The 20,378-nt window shown below is 38.4% G+C and carries 14 protein-coding genes, 1 tRNA gene and 1 pseudogene; all 16 read left to right on the plus strand.

The window, feature by feature from the left end:
• Positions 1-203 precede the first annotated feature (203 nt).
• The 16 genes and pseudogenes from nadA to R0J88_RS00080 all read left to right on the plus strand — a co-directional run bounded on the left by nadA (position 204) and on the right by R0J88_RS00080 (position 20,378).
• Positions 204-1,244, plus strand: a complete 1,041-nt coding sequence (nadA, locus tag R0J88_RS00005) for a quinolinate synthase NadA (RefSeq protein ID WP_410898671.1) — start codon at positions 204-206, stop codon at positions 1,242-1,244.
• 185 nt (positions 1,245-1,429) lie between these two features.
• Positions 1,430-1,519, plus strand: a tRNA-Ser gene (locus tag R0J88_RS00010).
• A gap of 187 nt (positions 1,520-1,706) precedes the next feature.
• Positions 1,707-2,948 (plus strand): annotated as a pseudogene (locus R0J88_RS00015) (integrase domain-containing protein).
• Between the two features lie 21 nt (positions 2,949-2,969).
• Entirely contained in the window at positions 2,970-3,635 is a 666-nt protein-coding gene (locus R0J88_RS00020) for a DUF6998 domain-containing protein (RefSeq protein WP_410898672.1), read from the plus strand.
• A 128-nt stretch (positions 3,636-3,763) separates the two neighbouring features.
• Complete coding sequence (gene csm6 / locus R0J88_RS00025) at positions 3,764-4,900, plus strand: CRISPR-associated ring nuclease Csm6 (protein WP_410898673.1); 1,137 nt, start codon at positions 3,764-3,766, stop codon at positions 4,898-4,900.
• Positions 4,901-4,970: 70 nt separating this feature from the next.
• The gene (locus tag R0J88_RS00030) at positions 4,971-8,414 is read left to right on the plus strand and encodes a DEAD/DEAH box helicase family protein (RefSeq protein ID WP_410898674.1); all 3,444 of its coding nucleotides are present in this window, start codon (positions 4,971-4,973) and stop codon (positions 8,412-8,414) included.
• Positions 8,415-9,188: a virulence RhuM family protein gene (locus R0J88_RS00035; protein WP_410898675.1), complete on the plus strand. Its 774-nt coding sequence runs from the start codon at positions 8,415-8,417 to the stop codon at positions 9,186-9,188. It begins immediately after the preceding gene.
• The gene (locus tag R0J88_RS00040; protein WP_410898676.1) at positions 9,181-9,291 is read left to right on the plus strand and encodes a Fic family protein; all 111 of its coding nucleotides are present in this window, start codon (positions 9,181-9,183) and stop codon (positions 9,289-9,291) included. The genes R0J88_RS00035 and R0J88_RS00040 overlap by 8 nt, the downstream gene beginning before the upstream one ends.
• Before the next feature lie 271 nt (positions 9,292-9,562).
• A complete protein-coding gene (locus tag R0J88_RS00045) occupies positions 9,563-11,143 on the plus strand; it encodes an N-6 DNA methylase (RefSeq protein WP_410898677.1) in 1,581 nt (526 codons plus the stop codon).
• Positions 11,140-12,345, plus strand: a complete 1,206-nt coding sequence (locus R0J88_RS00050) for a restriction endonuclease subunit S (RefSeq protein WP_410898678.1) — start codon at positions 11,140-11,142, stop codon at positions 12,343-12,345. The genes R0J88_RS00045 and R0J88_RS00050 overlap by 4 nt, the downstream gene beginning before the upstream one ends.
• 36 nt (positions 12,346-12,381) lie before the next feature.
• The gene (locus R0J88_RS00055; RefSeq protein WP_410898679.1) at positions 12,382-12,582 is read left to right on the plus strand and encodes a hypothetical protein; all 201 of its coding nucleotides are present in this window, start codon (positions 12,382-12,384) and stop codon (positions 12,580-12,582) included.
• Positions 12,583-12,803: 221 nt separating this feature from the next.
• Positions 12,804-15,590 carry a hypothetical protein gene (locus R0J88_RS00060; protein ID WP_410898680.1) on the plus strand — a complete coding sequence of 929 codons (2,787 nt, stop codon included), beginning with the start codon at positions 12,804-12,806 and terminating at the stop codon, positions 15,588-15,590.
• Between the two features lie 15 nt (positions 15,591-15,605).
• Positions 15,606-16,232, plus strand: a complete 627-nt coding sequence (locus R0J88_RS00065) for a hypothetical protein (RefSeq protein ID WP_410898681.1) — start codon at positions 15,606-15,608, stop codon at positions 16,230-16,232.
• A gap of 1 nt (position 16,233) precedes the next feature.
• Positions 16,234-19,236 carry a helicase HerA domain-containing protein gene (locus tag R0J88_RS00070; protein WP_410898682.1) on the plus strand — a complete coding sequence of 1,001 codons (3,003 nt, stop codon included), beginning with the start codon at positions 16,234-16,236 and terminating at the stop codon, positions 19,234-19,236.
• Positions 19,237-19,250: 14 nt separating this feature from the next.
• Positions 19,251-19,901 carry a hypothetical protein gene (locus tag R0J88_RS00075; protein WP_410898683.1) on the plus strand — a complete coding sequence of 217 codons (651 nt, stop codon included), beginning with the start codon at positions 19,251-19,253 and terminating at the stop codon, positions 19,899-19,901.
• Complete coding sequence (locus tag R0J88_RS00080) at positions 19,902-20,378, plus strand: hypothetical protein (protein ID WP_410898684.1); 477 nt, start codon at positions 19,902-19,904, stop codon at positions 20,376-20,378. It begins immediately after the preceding gene.

Here is a 20,378-nt window from a genome sequence, read left to right on the forward strand (position 1 = left end):
GTCATTAGCTCAGTTGGTAGAGCAGTTGACTTTTAATCAATTGGTCGATGGTTCGAATCCATCATGACCCACCATTTGCTATATTCTTTTTTAAAATCCTATTCTGTTTTTTATAAACAAGCTTAACCAGTTTGCTGTTATTTATGTTTTTATTCTCGTATAATTCGCCGTAATTTATACACTGTAAATAAGTGGTCGAGAACATGAGTTTAGCGCAAACTATTATGCCTGAAGGCTATATTTTCCCTCCAAAGCCAGCACCGTTAACAAACGATGAGCAAGGCGAATACAAAGCACGTATTAAGCAATTACTTAAAGATAAAAACGCGGTACTCGTAGCGCATTATTATACTGATCCTGAAATCCAAGCCCTTGCCGAAGAAACTGGCGGTTGCGTTGCCGACTCTTTAGAAATGGCGCGCTTTGGTGCAAGACACGACGCTAATATGATCATCGTTGCAGGCGTTCGTTTTATGGGTGAAACTGCTAAAATTTTAACGCCAAACAAAACGGTTGTTATGCCAACACTTGAAGCAACTTGCTCGCTAGACATCGGTTGTCCTATTGATGAGTTCTCAGCATTTTGCGACCAGCACCCTGATCGTAAAGTGGTGGTGTATGCAAACACCTCTACAGCGGTTAAAGCCCGTGCAGATTGGATTGTAACCTCATCGTGCGCGCTTGAAATTGTTGAGCACTTAGACGAGCAAGGCGAAAAAATTATTTGGGGCCCAGACAAACACCTAGGCAGCTACATTCAAAAAAATACCGGCGCTGATATGATCATGTGGAATGGCGCATGTATTGTTCACGACGAGTTTAAAACTAAAGCATTGAAAGAGTTTAAGGCACTGCACCCAGATGCTGGCGTTTTAGTTCACCCAGAGTCACCTGCAGAAATAGTTGCACTTGCTGACGCCGTTGGATCTACAAGCCAGCTGATTAAAGCAGCGCAAACAATGGCGAATAAAAAGTTTATTGTTGCGACTGATCGCGGTATTTTTTATAAAATGCAGCAGCTATGCCCAGAGAAAGAGTTCTTTGCCGCCCCTACGGCTGGTGAAGGCGCTTCTTGCAAAAGTTGTGCACATTGCCCGTGGATGGCAATGAATGGCTTAAAAGCGATTGAGGAGGCTTTAATAGACCCTCAAGGTAAAGAGGTATTTGTAGATATGGACTTGCGTGAAGGTGCACTTAAGTCACTTAACCGCATGCTAGACTTTACGGCGAGTATGGCTAAATAGTTTTTAGCAAATGTAAAGTAACTAGACTGATATAAAAAACGGCTAAGCCTTATGGTTTAGCCGTTTTTTATTGAAAAAGTAAATAACTGCACGATTAATAGCCATTCAACAGTACATATTTAAAAAGGCCTTGCACCTGCGTAACCTATTTCATACTATAACGCGCTGTTGCTAGGCAACACCGTGGAGGAATGGCTGAGTGGCTGAAGGCGCACGCCTGGAAAGTGTGTTTAGGTTAATCCCTAACGAGGGTTCGAATCCCTCTTCCTCCACCATCATTCAATATTAGGACGTCTCAGGACGTCCTTTTTTGTGCCTGTAATATTTTAAAATCAATAACTTAGAGTGTCACTCTGTCCCAGGCTGTTTCATCCAAGCTCAAAGCTTTAGTATCTAAAATGGTATTCCTTGAATAAGCTTCCATAATAAAAGAATACTAAATTTGAGTGGGGTTCATTTTTTATGGCAAGATCAGCCAAGCAGCTTACCGATACAGCGTTAAAAAAAGTAAAAGCAGAGGATAAAGATATAATTTTATCCGATGGTAACGGCCTACAAGTAAAAGTCAGAAAGAGTGGCTCTAAGCTCTGGAACTTTAATTACTACCATCCAATCACAAAAAAGCGTGTCAACATGGGATTAGGCAAGTACCCAGATGTATCTATTGTAAATGCCAGAAAGTTAGCGCAACAAGCTAGAGAACTAGTTGCTTTAGGGACTGATCCAAAAGAGCATAGAGATGAAGCCTTAGCTTTTAAACGGGCTCAAGAAGAGTTAACACTAAATAAAGTAGCTTTAGAGTGGTTTGATGTTAAAAAGCCTGATTTTACGCAAGCTCATGGCGAAGATATTCGGCGATCGTTAAATAACCATATACTGCCGGTTATTGGTAAATATCCTATTGGCAAAATTAACGCACCACAAGTCATAAAAATTTTAAGGCCTATAGAGGCTAAAGGTACTCTAGAAACAGTTAAGCGTTTGAGCCAACGATTAAACCAAGTTATGACCTATGCAGTTAATAGTGGTTATATTCAAGCTAATCCGCTTGCTGGAATAAAAGAAACATTTAAAAAGCCGCAAAAACAAAACATGCCTTCGTTAAAACCAGAAGAGCTGCCTGAATTGATGCAAACGCTTGCAACGGCGTCAATTAAACGAGTAACCCGCTTTTTGATTGAATGGCAGTTACATACTCTTACCCGCCCAGGTGAAGCGGCCGGTACTCGTTGGGATGAAATTGATTTTGAGAATAAACTATGGATTATCCCAGCTGAACGTATGAAAAAGCGCAGAGAGCATGTCATACCGTTATCACAACAAGCTATAGAGTTATTAGAAGCTATAAAACCAATTTCAGGGCACAGAGACTTTGTTTTTCCGTCAGACAGAAACCCGAGAACCCATATCAACAATGAGACAGCTAATATGGCTCTAAAACGCATGGGGTTTGAGGGCCGTTTAGTAAGCCATGGCTTACGTTCGCTTGGAAGTACAACATTAAACGAGCATGAGTTTAATCCCGATATAATAGAAGCCGCACTGGCACATGTAGATAAAAACTAGGTTCGTTCTGCTTATAATAGAGCTGAATATATAGAAAAACGTAGAGAGTTGATGAACTGGTGGAGTGAGCATATAGCAAAAGCATCTCAAGGTTCATTGTCGGTATCAGGACATAAGCACCTTTTAAAAGTTGGTTAGAAGATAAAATAAGGATATAAAATGGCTTTAACACAAATGCAAATCATTCAGTCGCTGGGTGAGGCAATGAGCTGGTTAGAAAGGGAGTTGAGTTGGGATGTACCTGCAACAGAACTTAGACATTTAACAGGTAGAATTGGGGAGCTGTACGCCGCACTTATAACAAATGGACGCATGGCAACAGAGGTTAACCAGGCGGGGTACGATGTTGTATCAAGTAGTGGCGAGCGTATATCAGTCAAAACAACAGGTAGAATGCATACAGGTGGCCATATAAGCTTTAATACTAATACGCTAAACTTGGTCGATCGTATAATTATTTTAAGAATCAATACAGATGAGATGCAAGTTGAAACTTTATTAGATGCGCCCGTTGAAGAAGCTAAAAAACTAATGAGTGATGCAGTAACGGGAAAAAGCTGTATTACAATGAGTAAGTTAATAAACGCACCAGTTAAGCCACGTATACTATTAAATGTAAAAGAAGTTATATGGAATAACTACAAATTGGTGGAGCTTGAAAACGGCACTATTGAAGTGTTTTTAAATGACGAGCTTGTAACACCCAGTAAGCCTTACTTGCGTGATATTGCTAAAGAGTTAGGGGTTTCAATTTTAAATGGCAACGGGAATCCGTTTAATACACGCCAGCAGGGTTCTGTGTTGATTAAAGAGTTATTAAATTAAAGCTACTGTTGTTTATACACCGTAGCTTAAAGGCAAGAAATAAGGCCTCTAATCCACTGAGCTCAAACAAGTTTCATTAACTATGTAATTTATGTATTATGCAGATTCCTCATACAAAAGGATCGTTGATGAAGAATGTACTACTAATAGTTACCGGTGCAAGCCCGCAGGTATTAACCGAAACTCTTTTTGCGCTTTATCAGCAGGGTAAGCCTATGCCTGAAGAGATTTTTGTTATTACAACAAAAAGCACCAAGGCTATGCTCACCGATGGATTATTTAAGCAAGGTAATTTAGCTAAATTAATAGCAGATTATAAACTTCCCTGCATTAAACTTCCCGATGAAAACATATGCCTAATAGAAGACGATAAAGGCCAACCTATTAATGATGCTAAATCTGAAATAGAACAAACCTACATGGCCGACTTTATTACGCGTAAAGTGTTTGAACTTACCAATAAAAACGATATTAGTATTCATGCATCCATTGCAGGTGGCCGTAAAACAATGGCATTTTATTTAGGTTATGCCATGTCTTTATTGGGGCGTGAGCAAGATTCACTCAGTCATGTATTTGTAAATAGCGAATTTGAATTTGTTAGAGACTTTTACTACCCAACACCTTATGACCACATTATTGATGGTAAAAATGGCACGCAAGTAAACTGTATTAATGCAAATGTAACCCTTGCCGAAATACCCTTTGTACGAATGCGCCAATCTATCGACGAAACCCTCATTGCAAATATGCAAAGTGCATCGTTTAGCCAAACAGTAGCAAGCTTAAACTCAGCGCATAAAAAAGATTTAACCCTTGAAGTAAACGCAAAAGCAAAAACGCTCACCTTTGCAGGTATCGAAATTAAACTTACCGCAAAAGAAACCGCCTTCTATTTATGGTTAAACCAATACAGCCAAAATGAAAATAAACAGTTAGTGGTGGGTCGTGATTTTGAAGAGTCTTTGCGATACAGCAAAGAGTACCTCATGCTTTTACAGCAAAATAGCAGTGATTTACGTATATTTCGTGATACGTTTGGCATAGAGCCAGAAGATTTTAGAGAAGGTATACACAGTAATTTAAAAGTAATGGAAAAAACCTTTGTGCAACAAACGCGTAGCCGCATAAATAGTAAAATAAATAAGGTGTTACCAAACGAGCTTGCTAAGAAAATAGCGATTGATTCTAATAACCAAAGCTTTGAAACAAGCTACTGGTTAAGCGCAGTAACACACAATATAAAAATAAATATAACGGCTTAATATTCGCAAGCTTGCAAACGCATAAAAATAATAACGCATGGTAAATTAGTTGATAAGGAAGTAATCAGGAATGAAGCAATCAATGAACTTTGAACACATTCAATCTAAGTGGCCAGAGCTACACCAGTTAGCCGCTTTTGCAGAAGACTATGCGATTACCGATCCACAAAGCTCACTGGTTAAGCTGCGTTGCTTTGCCGAAAAAGTAGTAGGTTACTTATATAAAGAACTTAGTTTACCTGTTTTACCCACTTCTAACATTTTTGATAAACTTACCGCCGACGACTTTACCAGCGCAGTTCCGCGTTTAATTACCGATAAACTTCACGCCATTCGTAAAAGTGGTAATCAAGCAGCCCACGAAGGCAAAGTTGATCAACAACAAGCTATTTGGATATTAAAAGAAAGCTACTTTGTAGCTTCGTACTTATTTATGGCGTATGCCAATGGCACGCAACAAGAATGCCCAGAGTTTAAAGCGCCTGAGCAAACACAGCCGACTAATCAAAGTGATGCTCAGTTTGCTAAAAAGAACAAGCAACTTACTCAGCAGCTAGCTGAAAACCAAGCCCGTTTAAAACGCGCACTTGACGAACTAGAAGCCGCAGAGCTTGCACAAAAACAAGCACAGCAGCAAGCAGCAAAACTAAAACAAACTATTGATGCTGAAAAGCTGGCTCAGGTTAAAACCCGCAATGAGCAAATTGTTAACTCTAGTTTTAACTTTAACGAAGACGAAACCCGTAAACGCATTATCGATTTAGATTTACGTAATGCTGGTTGGAATGTAGCACTTGACGACAAATCAACAGAAGACGTTGGCAAAGAAGTAAAAGTAACAGATCAACCTACAACAACAGGCGTAGGTTATGTTGATTATGTATTATGGGATGACGATGGTAAACCACTTGCGGTAATAGAGGCAAAACGCACTCACGAAAATATCGAAAAAGGCCGCCAGCAAGCAACGCTTTATGCCAATGCGCTCGAAAAGCAATATGGCCAACGCCCTATTATTTTTTATTCAAACGGCTGGGATATAAAAATACTCGACGACACGCAAGGCTATAATAGCCGTGGTTTATACGGTTACTACTCAAAAGATTCTCTACAGTACTTAATAAAGCAGCGCACACTTAAAAAAGACTTAAATAAAACGCCGATAGATACTGCTGTGGCAGGGCGTTTGTATCAAATGGAAACCATAACCCGAGTGTGTGAGCGTTTTAGTGATAAACACCGCAAAGCGCTTATTGTTCAAGCAACCGGCACAGGTAAAACACGCGTATCTATTGCCCTTGCAAAACGACTACTTGATGCAGGTTGGGCTAAGCGCGTACTATTTTTATGTGACCGAAAAGAACTACGTAAACAAGCGGGTAACGCCTTTACCGAATTCACCAAAGAGCCAGTACATATTGTTGGTAAAAGCGCTAAAAACACAGCAGCCAGCGCGCGGGTATTTATAGCAACGTACCCAGGTATGCTACGCATAATGAACAAGTACGACGTAGGCTATTTTGACCTAATAGTAGCCGACGAATCGCACCGTTCAATTTACAATATATATGGTGATATTTTTAAGTACTTTGATGCACTCGAAGTAGGCCTAACCGCCACTCCGGTTGAAATGGTATCGCGCTCAACGTGTGATTTGTTTGGTTGCGATTACAAACTACCCACAGCTAACTACCCATTAGAAGATGCTATAGAACAAGGCAACTTAGTCCCTTACAAAATTGTAAGTTACACCACTCAGTTTTTGCGCGAAGGCATTAAAAAAGACAATCTAACCGATGAGCAAATAGCCCAATTAGAAGAGCAAGGCATTGACCCTAACGAGCTCGACTTTGACGCAAAACAAATAGACGAAGCCATTAAAAATAAAGACACCAACAGGCTCATACTGCGTAACCTAATGGAAAAAGGTCTGCGCGATAAAGACGGCCAACTGCCAGGTAAAACAATTATATTCGCCCGTAATATAGCTCATGCCGAATTAATGGCCCAGTTATTTAGTGAGCTTTACCCGCAGCATGGTGCTAATTTTTGCCGCGTTATTCACTCAAAGTACGAACGGGCCGAAGAGCTAATAGACGATTTTAAATCAAGCGACGAAAACAGCATGCGTATAGCAGTGTCGGTCGATATGCTCGACACCGGCATAGACGTACCAGAATGTGTAAACCTTGTATTTGCAAAACCCATAAAATCAAAAGTAAAGTTTTGGCAAATGATTGGCCGTGGCACACGCTTATGCGAAAACCTATACGGACCAGGGCAGCACAAAACTCACTTTTTAATATTCGATCACTGGGCAAACTTTGAATACTTTGACGAAAACCCAGAAGAAGACGACGTAAAACAAGCAAAATCGTTACTGCAAAAACTATTTGAAGCGCGGGTAACCCTTGCACAAACGGCCCTCAAAAAAGCAAACATGGATGTGTTTGACCAAACCATTAAATTAATTCACGACGATATTTGCCTACTGCCAATGGAATCAATATCGGTGCGCGATAACTGGCTAGTGGTCGAAACTTACAAAGATTTTAAACGTCTTAATCAATTTGCACCGCAAACAGTAAGCGATCTGCTTGAAAAAGTCGCGCCACTTATGCAATGGCGTAACATAATGGGGCAAAGTGAAGCGTATAAATTCGATTTAGAGCTAACCACTATCCAAACACTAATATTTATCGATGCAAACCAAATTGATTTAGCTAAACAAAGTATAATGAACAAGGTTGAATCGCTTCAAATGCACCTAAACGAAGTGCGTAGCAAAGCACCTGCAATAGAAGAAATACAAACACAGCAGTACTGGCAGTATTTAACCCATGCAGCCCTTGAGCAAAGCCGTATTAATTTACGCAGTATTATTCACCTGCGTAATAAAAGCGTGAAGCCACCAACAAGTGATTTTGTACTTGATATAACAGAAGACGAAAATCAAATACACGAAGCTGATAGGCTTACAAAAATAGTCTCCATTGATTATCAAATATATCGCCAAGAGGTAGAAAAAACACTCACCCCGTTATTTGAAACCGACAGCGTACTTAAAAAAATTCGCAACGGCGAACAAGTAACCGAAGCCGACTTAGCGCAATTAAGCTCGTTAGTGCATACGCAAAACCCAAGTGTTGATTTAAATACATTAAAAGAGTTTTTTCCCGAATCAACCGCGACGCTCGACAAAATATTGCGTACCATAGTCGGCATGGATAAAAACGCCATAGAGCAAAGCTTTACAACCTTCGTGCAGCAAATACACACCCATGTAAATGCCAAGCAACAACGCTTTATTGGTATGTTAAAAAACCACCTGATTCGCCACGGCGCTATTGAAATAGCCCAGCTTTACGATGCGCCCTTTACACAAATACACGACATGGGGCTCGATGGCGTATTTAGCCAGCAACAAGCCGACGTAATTGAGCAATTTATTAAGCAGTTTGATGTACAATTGGGTGATAAAAACCAAACGGTAGATAAAGAAGTGGTAGTGTAAATGGCTAATCAAGTAGAAGTGTTTCAAAATGAAGATGGTAGCCTACAGTTAGCAGTGCAAGTGCAGCAAGAAAGTATCTGGTTATCGCAATCTCAGCTTGCTGAACTGTTTAAAACATCAACAGACAACATTAGTTTACACCTAAAAAACATATATCAGTCAGGTGAACTTGATGAAAACGCAACTACCGAGGATTACTCGGTAGTTCGTCAAGAGGGTAAACGCCAAGTAAAACGTAAATTAAAACACTACAATCTTGATGCAATAATATCTGTGGGCTACCGCGTTAACTCAACCCAAGCAACACGCTTTCGCCAGTGGGCAACTAAAACATTAAAGCAGCATTTATTAAAAGGCTACACCTTAAATCAAGAGCGATTAGCACAAAACGCAACAGAGCTAGATAACGCATTACAACTCGTTAAACGAATTGCTGTTTTGCCTCAAAACAGTGAATTTGGTGCAGGGCTTGTAGATATAATTGCCAGTTACACGCAAACCTTTTTATGGCTACAACAGTATGATGAAGGACTGCTTAATTCTCCACAAGGTGAGTTAGGCGGCGCACTTACACCACTTAATGATGCAAAAATCGCAATTTCACAGCTTAAGCAAAACCTTATAAACAAAGGTGAAGCCACCAAGCTATTTGCACAAGAGCGTAACAGCGGCCTAAATGCCATTTGGGGCGCTTTAGATCAAAGTGTATTTGGTGAGCCTGCCTACCCAAGTGTAGAAAAGCAAAGCCGCGCATTTATTGTACTTCGTGGTTAAAAACCACCCGTTTAGTGATGGCAATAAACGCACCGCAGCATTTTTATTTGTCGATTTTCTAAATCGAAATCAACGCCTGTTAAATGAGCATTATCACCCGTAATAAACGATATAGGGTTAGCGGCCATTACTTTATTAGTAGCAGAGTCAAACCCTAAAGAAAAAGATACCATTATTCGCTTAATCGAAAATTTATTAAGCCAAAATTAAATAGCACAAAACGTAGGTTGGATAAGCCAGAGCGCCATCCGACGATGTTGGATAAGCCAAAGCGCTATCCGAGGATGCTGGATAAGTTAGAGCGCCATCCAACACCATGATATAAAATTTAATCAATACAATGAGCGCAATAAACCGCTCACACTAGGAAAATTATGATAACCGGACCTTTAAAAAGTAAAATCGACAAACTATGGGAAGAATTTTGGACAGGCGGAATAACTAACCCGCTTACCGTAGTAGAGCAAATTACTTTTTTAATGTACGCCCGTATGCTCGACATGAACGAGCAAGCCGATGAAAAACGAAGTGCACGTACTAAACAGCCATTTAACCGCCGCTTTAGCGACGCCGAGCAACACATTCGTTGGCAAAACCTGCGCCATTTAGGGGCAGAAGAGTTATACAAACTGGTTAAAGATGAACTGTTTCCGTACTTTTCAAAAACCTCAGATGATGTATCGCCAGAAGGCGCGGTATTTAACGAGTTTATGAAAGACGCGCAATTGATGATCCAAAAGCAAAGCTTATTGGTAAAAGCCGTTGAAATGGTAAACGACTTACCCCTTGAAAACTCAGACACCAAAGGCGATTTGTACGAATACTTGCTTAGCAAACTCACTACAGCAGGCATTAACGGCCAATTTAGAACCCCGCGCCACATTATACGCGCCATGGTCGAAATGATGGACCCAAGCGTTACCAGCCAAATTTGTGACCCATCAACCGGCACCGGTGGCTTTTTATCGGTAAGTTACGAATACCTATTACAAAAATACACCTCAGCTGAGGGCATCGACCGTGAACCCGTGCTGGATGTAGATGGCAACGTTCAATGTGATGACAGCGGTAAACCGCTTGAAAACTTACTTTACTCAGGCGATTTAATAACCCCAGAGCAGCGCAGCCACATAGATGCTCACATGTTTAACGGCTTTGACTTTGACGCCACCATGCTACGCGTAGCTGCTATGAACCTAGTAATGCACGGCATTAAACAACCGGGCATTCATTATCAAGATACCCTAAGCCAAAACTTTAAAGAGCACTACCCGCAAAAAGCAAAAGAAGGCTTTGACATAATACTGGCCAATCCGCCATTTAAAGGCAGCCTAGACGAAGAAGACGTATGCCCCGAGTTATTACGCAAAGTAAAAACTAAAAAAACCGAGCTGCTATTTGTTGCCCTTATAGAGCGCATGCTAAAAATAGGCGGGAAATCGGCGACCATCGTGCCTGATGGCGTATTATTTGGCTCATCAAAAGCGCACGTACAACTGCGCCAAATGTTGGTAGATAACAACCAGCTAGAAGCGGTAATCTCACTACCCAGTGGCGTGTTTAAACCCTATGCTGGTGTTTCAACTGCCATAATTATATTCACCAAAGGCGGCAGCACCGACCACGTATGGTTTTACAACGTACAAGCCGATGGTTTTAGCCTTGATGACAAACGCACCCCTATAAAAGCCAACGACTTACCAAGCCTAATTAGCGAATTTAAAGCCCGTGATAAAGCACAGGCGACAAGTAATAAAAATGATAAAACTCAGAAAGCCTTTTGGGTAAGTAAAGATGAAATAGCCAGCAATAAATACGATCTATCAATCAACCGCTACAAAGAAGTGGTATACGAAGAAGAAAGCTACGATCCGCCAAAAGAAATCCTAGGTAAATTAGTGAGCTTAGAAAACGAAATACTCGCTGAGCTGAAAGAGCTGGAGGGAATGCTGTGACAATCAAATTGAAAAAGTTTAAAGATTTGATTTCAAAAAACGGTTTGTTTTCTGATGGAAACTGGATTGAAAGCAAAGATCAAAATCCAGATGGTTCAGTTAGATTGATTCAATTAGCGGATATCGGTGTAGGTAAATTTATAGATAAATCTAACCGTTTCATGACTGAAGAGCGTGCAAATGATCTAAACTGCACTTATCTTGTTGAAGGTGACATCCTTGTTGCTAGAATGCCAGATCCAATTGGTAGAGCTTGTATTTTCCCTCAAGTTCAACAGAAATGTGTAACTGTTGTAGATATTTGTATTATAAGACCTGACTCTGATCAAATAGGTACTCGTTGGTTAATGCATTTGATTAACTCTAAACATTTTAATAACCAAGTTTTACAATATGTGACTGGTACTACTCGGCAACGGATTTCGAGAGGAAATCTAGCTAAACTGGATGTTGAAGTACCACCATTAGACGAGCAAAAACGCATAGCCGCGATTTTAGATAAAGCCGACGCCATCCGCCGCAAACGCCAACAAGCCATCCAACTCGCCGACGACTTCCTACGCAGTGTATTCCTAGACATGTTCGGCGATCCGATTACCAACCCGAAGGGGTTTAAAAAGGCAGCAATAACTGAGATGTCAGAAGTAATTACTGGCTATGCCTTTAAAAGTGCAGAGTATGTACAAGATAGTGAAAATTCTGTAAGGCTTTGTAGGGGGGCTAATACTTTAACGGGTTATTTTGAATGGAAAGATACGGCATATTGGGATAAGGATAAATTAAAAGGAATAGAAAGCTATATTATTAACTCGGGTGATGTGATTCTAGCGATGGATCGTCCATGGATTTCAAGTGGTCTTAAAGTCTGTATATTCCCTGAGAATCAACGAACTACATACTTAGTGCAACGTGTTGCGAGGATTAGACCGAAACAAGCAATCTATACAGATTATTTATATTCATGCATTTTATCTAGTGCATTTGAAAAACACTGTTGTCCTACAGAGACTACTGTGCCGCATATTTCTCCGGTAGAACTTAAGAACTTTGAGGTATTAGTGCCGGATAAAAAGCTAGTTCAAAAATATCATGATGTAGTATTTAAGGTTCGAAGTTCTATGTTAGCGATGGAAGAGTCCTTGCTAGAGGCTAATAGTGCTTTTAACTCATTAAGCCAAAAAGCCTTTGCTGGCGAACTATAACGATTACCATAAAACTAGAATAACAAGGACGTTGATATGCTAGAAACAATCAATAAACCAATTGAGTTCGATAATGTAACTATTTTTATCACTGAGTTTTTATCAAAAAGAAACTTAGAAGCTCCCATTGCTGCTGCGTTATTTACCTATCATTTTAGTATCGGGGCTTACACGCGGTTAACGTTTTTACTGTGTAAACAAACAATTATTAACGCGACCTTCAATAATAAGTATTAGTGTAATGGGTTTTGTTTGTTGAGCGTCGAGTGGTATCGCCAAAGGTAAATAGCTAATGTCATAATAAAGTTGTAAAGGGAGTTTTATTTACAAGCTTGTGAAAATAAACTCATATTAAAATTTTAGTAATCTATTTAGTAGTTTAGTTTTTTTAAACTGCTGCAATATGTAAGTGTTAAATAGGTTATTTTCAGAATAAAAAATTTAGTTAAGGATAAACAATGGATACAAAAATAATTTCTCAATGGACGTTGTCGAATAAAGAAGCACAGCAAAAAGGATTAGATGGGTCATTTGACAACATGGTGGCGAACCTAGATGAAATAATACAACCAGAAATCGCTGCATTTATTAATGGTCAAACCGATAATAAAGACAAGCTATTGTTGAAAGCTTTAAATTCATGTTTTTCGATTGTTGAGAGTGAATTTAAGGCAGCCCGCTGGATAAGCTTTGAAGGCGATATTTTCTTTGATAAAGATGCCAAAGGTTTTTGGATGCTTTGTGAAGATAAAATAAGAAACTTCAATAAAAATAATAGCTTTAATTCTGGGGAGCTTTATGCGGATGTTATTGAAATTATAAATTCAGAGCTTGAAGATGCGTTTAATGAATGGGATGTGCCAAGCTTATCAATTTTAAAGTGTTTAACTAATTTATCTAATACACCTTTTAAAATTTCTAACGGTCGCTATAGCTTTTCCGCCTATAGTTTATATAAAAATGAAAATAAGGTGCAAGGATTTGATTGTGATCGCTCAATACTTAAAGTTTCTAGCTTTGGCCGTTGTTTACCGTATTTACCTCAGAGTGATGTAGCTGAGCTAGGCGATAAAGGGGTGTTTATTAATGCTATATACAGCGGCTTTATTCCACCTAAACTCAAAGATAATGAATTGTATAAATCTTTAATTGTTGCATTAAATTACAGCAATAAAGCAGCGGTTGAAGAGTTTAAAGATAAAACACAGGTTGTAGAACAACTTATACAGCAAAAAATATCTAACATATTGCTTTTAGATGACTTTATTCGCGCTGATATTACCCCTTATCAAGAAAAAATACTCGAAGATACTGAGCTTGGTCATTGGTCTTTATGGACCGAGGAGCTAGAGAGTGATGCTGAGCAAGTTATTGACTTACCCACCCCGATGGTCGCGCGAGATCCAAAGTCGAGCATTAACGATGGTGTGGTAGCAATTGATTTTGGTACAAAAAGTACTGTTGTGGTGTATCAAAAAGATAATGTGAATATACATCCAATGCGTATTGGAACAGGCGATTTAAGCAAAGATATACAAGCTCATCATTATGAAAATCCAACTATTATGGAGTTCAGAGATCTTGACGCCTTTATAGGTGCTTATAGTGCAAAAGCCAATAAGCCTTACACACGCTGGCAAGATTTAACCATTTCACATACAGCAAAAAATGCGTTAGAAGGAACGGATTCTAGTAAATTCAATACATTTTTAGATGAAATAAAACAGTGGGCAGGCGATAAAAACAGAAAACTAAAAGTAGTTGGTCAACAAGGTAAAGTGATTGACTTACCCCCGTTTTTAGAACTCACAGAGGACGACTTTAACCCGATTGAAATTTATGCTTACTATTTAGGTTTATATATTAATAACTTAAATAATGGCATTTTTATGGATTACATTCTTTCATTTCCTGTGACTTACGAAATGCCAGTGCGCGATAAAATAATCGAAAGCTTTGAAAGAGGCATTAAAAAATCCCTCCCGAGTGAGCTAGGCGCTGATACTATTGAGCACTTAACAGTAACAAAAGGGGCGAGCGAACCGGCTGCCTACGCACTAACAGCATTTAAAGCTCATAATTTTGACCCTGTAGACGATGAACATATTTTTTATGGTGTATTTGATTTTGGTGGTGGCACCACTGACTTTGACTTTGGTATTTTTAGAGAAGCGCAAGGTGCCAAAGAGCGCCGTTTTGACTATGTTATAGAACATTTTGGCGCAGGTGGAGACAAATTTTTAGGAGGCGAGAATTTACTTGAGCTTTTGGCGTTTGAAGTGTTTAAGAAAAATAGAGTAGCACTATTAGAAGCCGGTATTCAATTTGAAAAGCACCCTGAAAAAGATGCGTTTGCGGGTAGTGAGCAGTTATTAAGTTATTCCCAAGAAGCCAAAAACAATACAAAGAAGCTGTGTATTGCGTTACGTCCATTTTGGGAGGAACATGACGATTTTAGTATTGATTCATCAGACTCTTTAAGTATTACACTAACCGATAGTCGTGGTATTCAGCATTCAGCTTTTAACTTAGTTGTTGATGAAGAAGAGTTAAGGCAATTGCTTTCAGATCGAATTGAACGTGGGGTAGAAAACTTTTTTGATGCTTTGCGTTTGGCGTTTAGCCACAGTGAAGCACAGCTTAATGGCATAGAAAATGTAAATATATTTTTGGCTGGTAATTCAAGTCAATCAAGCTATGTGACAGCGTTATTTGAAAAGCATATTGCGCTGCAAGATGAAGAAATTGGAAGAGAGGGGCAAAGTCATTTTAAATTATTTGGACCCCTTGGTGCAGATAAAACGAATATAGAAAAGCCAACGGGCAAAACTGGCGTTGCTTTTGGCTTAATTGAATCACGAGAAGGCGGTAATATTAAGGTTATTGACCGTAATGTTAGTGGTGAGGATATTCGTTTTAAATATTATTTAGGAGAAAATAGGAAGGGTAAATTTAAACCTATTGTTGACCGCGAAAATAAGTTTAATGAATGGGTAGAGTTTATTGATGCGGGGTATCAAAAATTTGAACTTTATTACTCAGAACAACCTACTTCAAGTACTGGTAATGTACTTGCCGCAGATGACAGTATTAAAAAGAAGAGTATTAAACTTGATTTAACCGATGATGATGCAATGGTCTACATAAAAATTATATCACCTACTCAGATTGAGTACGTGATAGCAGATGAGCAGGATATTAAAAATAACATTTATTTAAATGAACCTCAGAGCATAGAACTATAATATTTAAGGAAGATTATGTTAGCACCCACACTTATCCCTACAATAATAACAGCGGTTAGTAAATTAGCTTCGACCCTAGGGCCAATGATAGCTAGAACTGCACCTATGGTATTAAAAACAGTAGGTGAAAACTTACCTAAAGTGGTTCAAGCCATTGAGCAGTTGAGCATTGCATCGAGCGTTCTTAAACCGAATGAAAGCGTTAATGAGCTGGGCGCTAAAGCTATCGCTGCTGATAAAACACCTGAAGACTTTAATGAAATTAATGATTATATCGAGTATTTACGAAATGATGTAACAGAAGTAACTCTATCTGATGAACCAACAAGTGTTTTAGCTCGTCAGGCGATAGGGAGTGCCATTTTACTACAAGGCTTAAACACGGAATTGAGTACTAACATTTCTTTGCCATTTTTAAATAAAGTAGGTGAGATAGGTGTAGGCTCGAAAGTGGTTTTCGAGATTATTAAAGCGTATTCAGACAGTGGCTTAAATATAGAGCAAATAGAAGCTTACAGTGACGGGCAGTTATCATTGGCTGAAACTAAATGCCATAGTGATTGCTTGGTTAGCGCTTATAAAAATGCTGAACCAACAATGACTCAGCAAGAAGCCGAACAAGCTGTAATGAAGGACTTTTAGAATGCCAAGGATAAAAAAATCGCTAGTTGAGCTTTTAAAAGCAAATAGTGTAGATGGAAAAGTACAAGTACCAGCTATCGAAAAGCCATTTTTATTAGCTGAGCATGAATTTTCACTTTACCATATTAAAGAAGTAACCTTTGATGAAGAACTCCCCCGAAAAGAGGCGTTTGAGAATGTGTTAAATTCGTTAAATATTGAAGGTATTCTCTTTCTTTATTTACTCATTGGTGATGGAGAAAGCGTTAAGTTTTTATTTGGTATTGCAAAAGATAAGCGCTATAAGGGAGATTTATTGCTTGATGTTGACGATATAGGCGAAAGTATTTTAAAACCATCTTTAGAGGGAAACTTTAGAGGAAGCATAGTCAAAAAGCTTGATAAATATGAACGAACGCAAGTTAAAAGCGACGTTGATGCCTTTTCTAAAGTGTCTAAGCTTGAAGGTGTGCCAAGTGTTCATGAAGATAATGAACAGTTTCAAGGTGTTGACCGCTTGGTAGATATAATGAGTGGCGATAAGTTCTGCTTGGCTGTTTTGGCTGATCCTCTTTCATTGGCTGAGGTAAATGAGCTTGAAGGGCAATTGCATGAAATTTATGACAAATTATTGCCTTTATCTAAAAAAAATATTCAAGACGGAACAAATAAGGCTAAGACAGAAGGAGCCTCTGAAGGTTCTAGTACCACTAAAACAACGAGTGAAAATGATGGTAAATCTATAACAACTAATACGGGTAAATCGGTTAGTACAACCAAAGGGACAAACAACACTGAAGGCAGTAAGCAGTCATCATCAGGTTTTTCTGAGACCGACCATAATCGTCATATAAATGGCAGTGAAAGTACAACGAAAGGCACTTCAGAGTCAACGGCTACAGGCAGTAACCGAGGTACAAATACATCGGAACAAACAGGTAGCTCATCTAGTGAGTCTCGAGAGTTTTCTGATAAAACATTACAGGATTGGGTAAATTATATTGATGAGGTATTATTAAAGCGTATTCAAATAGGTAAAAATAAAGGACTTTATCTATCTAATATCTACTTATTATCGAATTCTGAGGCTAGTGTTTTAAAGCTAGGAAATACTGCAAAATCAATATTTTCCGGTGAAGAAGCAAATAAGTCACCTTTACAACTTAAAAAATTAACGATTAAAAATGAGATTTCTACATTAAAGAACTTTCAATTACCTGCATTGCAAGTAGCAAGTGCTGATGTTGCGAAAAGTGATAATACTCATCAGTTAAATTTGTTGCTTTCTAAAAATCCTTTTAATCGATACTTATGTAATTGGTTGTCTACTAATGAATTGAGTGTTGTTGCTGGTCTACCTCAAAAAGAAGTCGTGGGATTAACTTTAAAAGAAGAAGTTGAATTTGGCTTGAATATGACGCAACAGGCCAGCGTTGAAAACAAACTCTTTTTGGGTAACTTAGTTAAAAGTGGTTTAAAGCAAAAAACAGAGGTGAGTATAGATAAGCGTGATCTAGACAAACATACGTTTATAGCAGGTGTTACAGGCAGTGGTAAAACGACAACCTGCCATCGATTATTACACTCAGCTCAAATGCCATTTTTAGTTATTGAGCCAGCTAAAACAGAATATCGAGTACTAACAAAAAAAGATAATAGCATCTTAATTTTTACCTTGGGTAATGACAATGTTGCTCCTTTTAGGCTGAACCCTTTTGAATTTTTCCCGCATGAAAATATCACCTCTAGAGTCGATATGATAAAGGCGAGCATAGAGTCGGCATTTGAGATGGAAGCTGCAATACCACAGTTAATAGAAGCAGCTATTTATAGGTGCTACGAAGCTAAAGGTTGGAATATTGCTAACTCTAAAAATAGCTATTACGAAAACCCATTCGCGCCTGGGGTATATGCGTTTCCTACACTTGCAGAATTGATTGATATGACAGAGGTTGTTGTAAACGATCAAGGTTTTGATGATAGGTTGAAACAGGATTATGTAGGGTCAATAAAAGCCCGCTTACAAGGATTATTGATTGGCTCTAAAGGCCAAATGTTAAATACACCACGGTCTATAAACTTTAAAGATTTAGCTAAACGCAATGTAATTTTAGAACTTGAAGAGATACGCAACCCAAGTGAAAAGTCTTTAATAATGGGGTTTGTTTTAGCTAATCTAAATGAAGCTATACGTGCTAATTACGAAGAGTATCGTAAACGTGGTGAAAAGTTTAGACACATTACACTAATTGAAGAAGCGCATAGGTTATTATCTAAATTTGAGGCAGGGGATAGCTCGAATAAAAAACAGGGGGTTGAAACCTTCTCTGATATGTTGGCAGAAGTGCGTAAGTATGGGGAGTCGTTAATCATTGTTGATCAAATTCCAAATAAGCTAACGCCAGAAGTTTTAAAAAACACGAATACAAAAATTATTCATAAACTTTTTGCTCAAGATGATAAAGAAGCAGTTGGGAATACTATGGCTTTATCTGATGAGCAAAAAAACTTTTTATCTAACCTTGAACCAGGGCGCGTAATTCTATCGAGTTCGGGAACGACAAAACCCTTGCAGGTACAAGTCAAAGAGTTTCTTAGTACAACAGAGGAAGCAGATGTTGATCCCGATAATATTAGAAAAATAGCACTTCAATATTACGCAGATAATTACAAATCAGGTTTGATAAAAGGTTTAGAATTACTTGAAAGCCCTCCTTCAGGTGATGTTATTGAGGATATTCTTCAGGGGAATCCGCTATTAGCTTGGGTTGAAACATTAAAGAAACGAAAATCAAATAAAGCGCTACATAACTACATACAAAGTTATGGTGTTGAGTTTATGCACCAATATATTCTTGCCTCTTGTTATAAACCTCTTGCTGAGTCGAAAGAAAATATAAAAGAGTTAGGTTTAAGAAGTAATTGTTTAGGTCACTACTTATCTGAGGTCAATCTAAACCCTGATGTAGCATTTACTTTGGAGCAGAAAAATGCCCTTTCAACCAACAAAAGTATAAATGTTTAACTAAGGAAAATTTTATGGGACTTTGGAGTAGTGTGTGTAGCGTTGTTAGCAGTGCTTGTAGTTTTATAAGCAGTGTTGCCTCAAGTATTGGTAATAGCGTTGTAAAATCAGCAACCAGTATTGCTAGTTTGGGTGTTTCCCTTGCGGCTAAAGTGACAGATGCAATAAGAAGTGTAGGTGTTTCTTTAGGTATTATTCGACCAGAGGATAATCTCGAAGAGTTAGGTGAAAAGGCTATTCTAAGTGACAAAAAACCAGAAGATTTTGACTCAATCAATGAATACATCAATCACCTAAACAATAATGTTGCCTTTGATAAGGATAAATTTGACAGATTAGACGAGAAAGAACTTTTAGCTCGCTCTTCAATAGGTGCTTCAATAACCTTAAAGGGAATTAACGAAAAATTAGATTCAGTAGTAACGCCTGAATTTATGGCTACTGTGGCTTCGCAAGAGCTCGAAACGAAAGAAATAGTTAGCACTATTAAAGCCTACAAAGAGAACGACTTAAAACTAGAAGATTATGATCTTTATTTAAACGATGAGCTTACTCTTGATGAAACAACTAAACATAGTTCAGCTTTGGTAGAAGCATACCAGAAGTTGGAGCCAGAGTTATCTATAGAAGAAATTGAAAATAAAGTAATGGGACTAAGTAATTAAATGACAGACTTTTACGTTGAAAATAAAAATTGCAAAATTAGAACGTGCAGAGTTATTGAAGGTGAGTTAGAGGATGTTCGGTTTTCAGGTGAATTATGGATTGATAGTGCTGACTTTTGGGAACAATTTAAACGTAAAGTTGAGTATATTGAGAATGAGCGTTTAGCATTTATTGTTGTTTCTGATGACGAAGTATTTGATGTTGATCCTAGCATTTTCATTGCTGACGATTTTGCGACAGGTAAAAGTGAGTTAAATAGGCTATTGGCACAAATAGGTGCTATTTCTTCATCTATTAAACTTTACCCAAACTCATTTGAAATACAACGAACTGCCATAAATGATAAGGCAGAAGCGCTTGGTGTACTTTTAGATGATAGTGCCAGTGAAGCTCTAAACACTTCGATAGAATATAGCTCAAAAGGTTTACAAGCTCATTATCGAAAAAAAACGAATGAGCTAAAAAAGGAAGATTAG

This window comes from Pseudoalteromonas sp. SIMBA_162, assembly GCF_046535955.1.
Classification (GTDB): Bacteria; Pseudomonadota; Gammaproteobacteria; order Enterobacterales; family Alteromonadaceae; genus Pseudoalteromonas; species Pseudoalteromonas marina.

Bases quoted from the DNA above. Each gene is read 5' to 3' on its own strand.
- csm6 (WP_410898673.1), top strand. From the start codon at position 3,764: ATGAAGAATGTACTACTAATAGTTACCGGTGCAAGCCCGCAGGTATTA.
- R0J88_RS00065 (WP_410898681.1), top strand. From the start codon at position 15,606: ATGTTAGCACCCACACTTATCCCTACAATAATAACAGCGGTTAGTAAA.
- R0J88_RS00070 (WP_410898682.1), top strand. From the start codon at position 16,234: ATGCCAAGGATAAAAAAATCGCTAGTTGAGCTTTTAAAAGCAAATAGT.
- R0J88_RS00060 (WP_410898680.1), top strand. From the start codon at position 12,804: ATGGATACAAAAATAATTTCTCAATGGACGTTGTCGAATAAAGAAGCA.
- R0J88_RS00080 (WP_410898684.1), top strand. From the start codon at position 19,902: ATGACAGACTTTTACGTTGAAAATAAAAATTGCAAAATTAGAACGTGC.
- R0J88_RS00020 (WP_410898672.1), top strand. From the start codon at position 2,970: ATGGCTTTAACACAAATGCAAATCATTCAGTCGCTGGGTGAGGCAATG.
- R0J88_RS00030 (WP_410898674.1), top strand. From the start codon at position 4,971: ATGAAGCAATCAATGAACTTTGAACACATTCAATCTAAGTGGCCAGAG.
- R0J88_RS00075 (WP_410898683.1), top strand. From the start codon at position 19,251: ATGGGACTTTGGAGTAGTGTGTGTAGCGTTGTTAGCAGTGCTTGTAGT.
- nadA (WP_410898671.1), top strand. From the start codon at position 204: ATGAGTTTAGCGCAAACTATTATGCCTGAAGGCTATATTTTCCCTCCA.
- R0J88_RS00035 (WP_410898675.1), top strand. From the start codon at position 8,415: ATGGCTAATCAAGTAGAAGTGTTTCAAAATGAAGATGGTAGCCTACAG.
- R0J88_RS00045 (WP_410898677.1), top strand. From the start codon at position 9,563: ATGATAACCGGACCTTTAAAAAGTAAAATCGACAAACTATGGGAAGAA.
- R0J88_RS00055 (WP_410898679.1), top strand. From the start codon at position 12,382: ATGCTAGAAACAATCAATAAACCAATTGAGTTCGATAATGTAACTATT.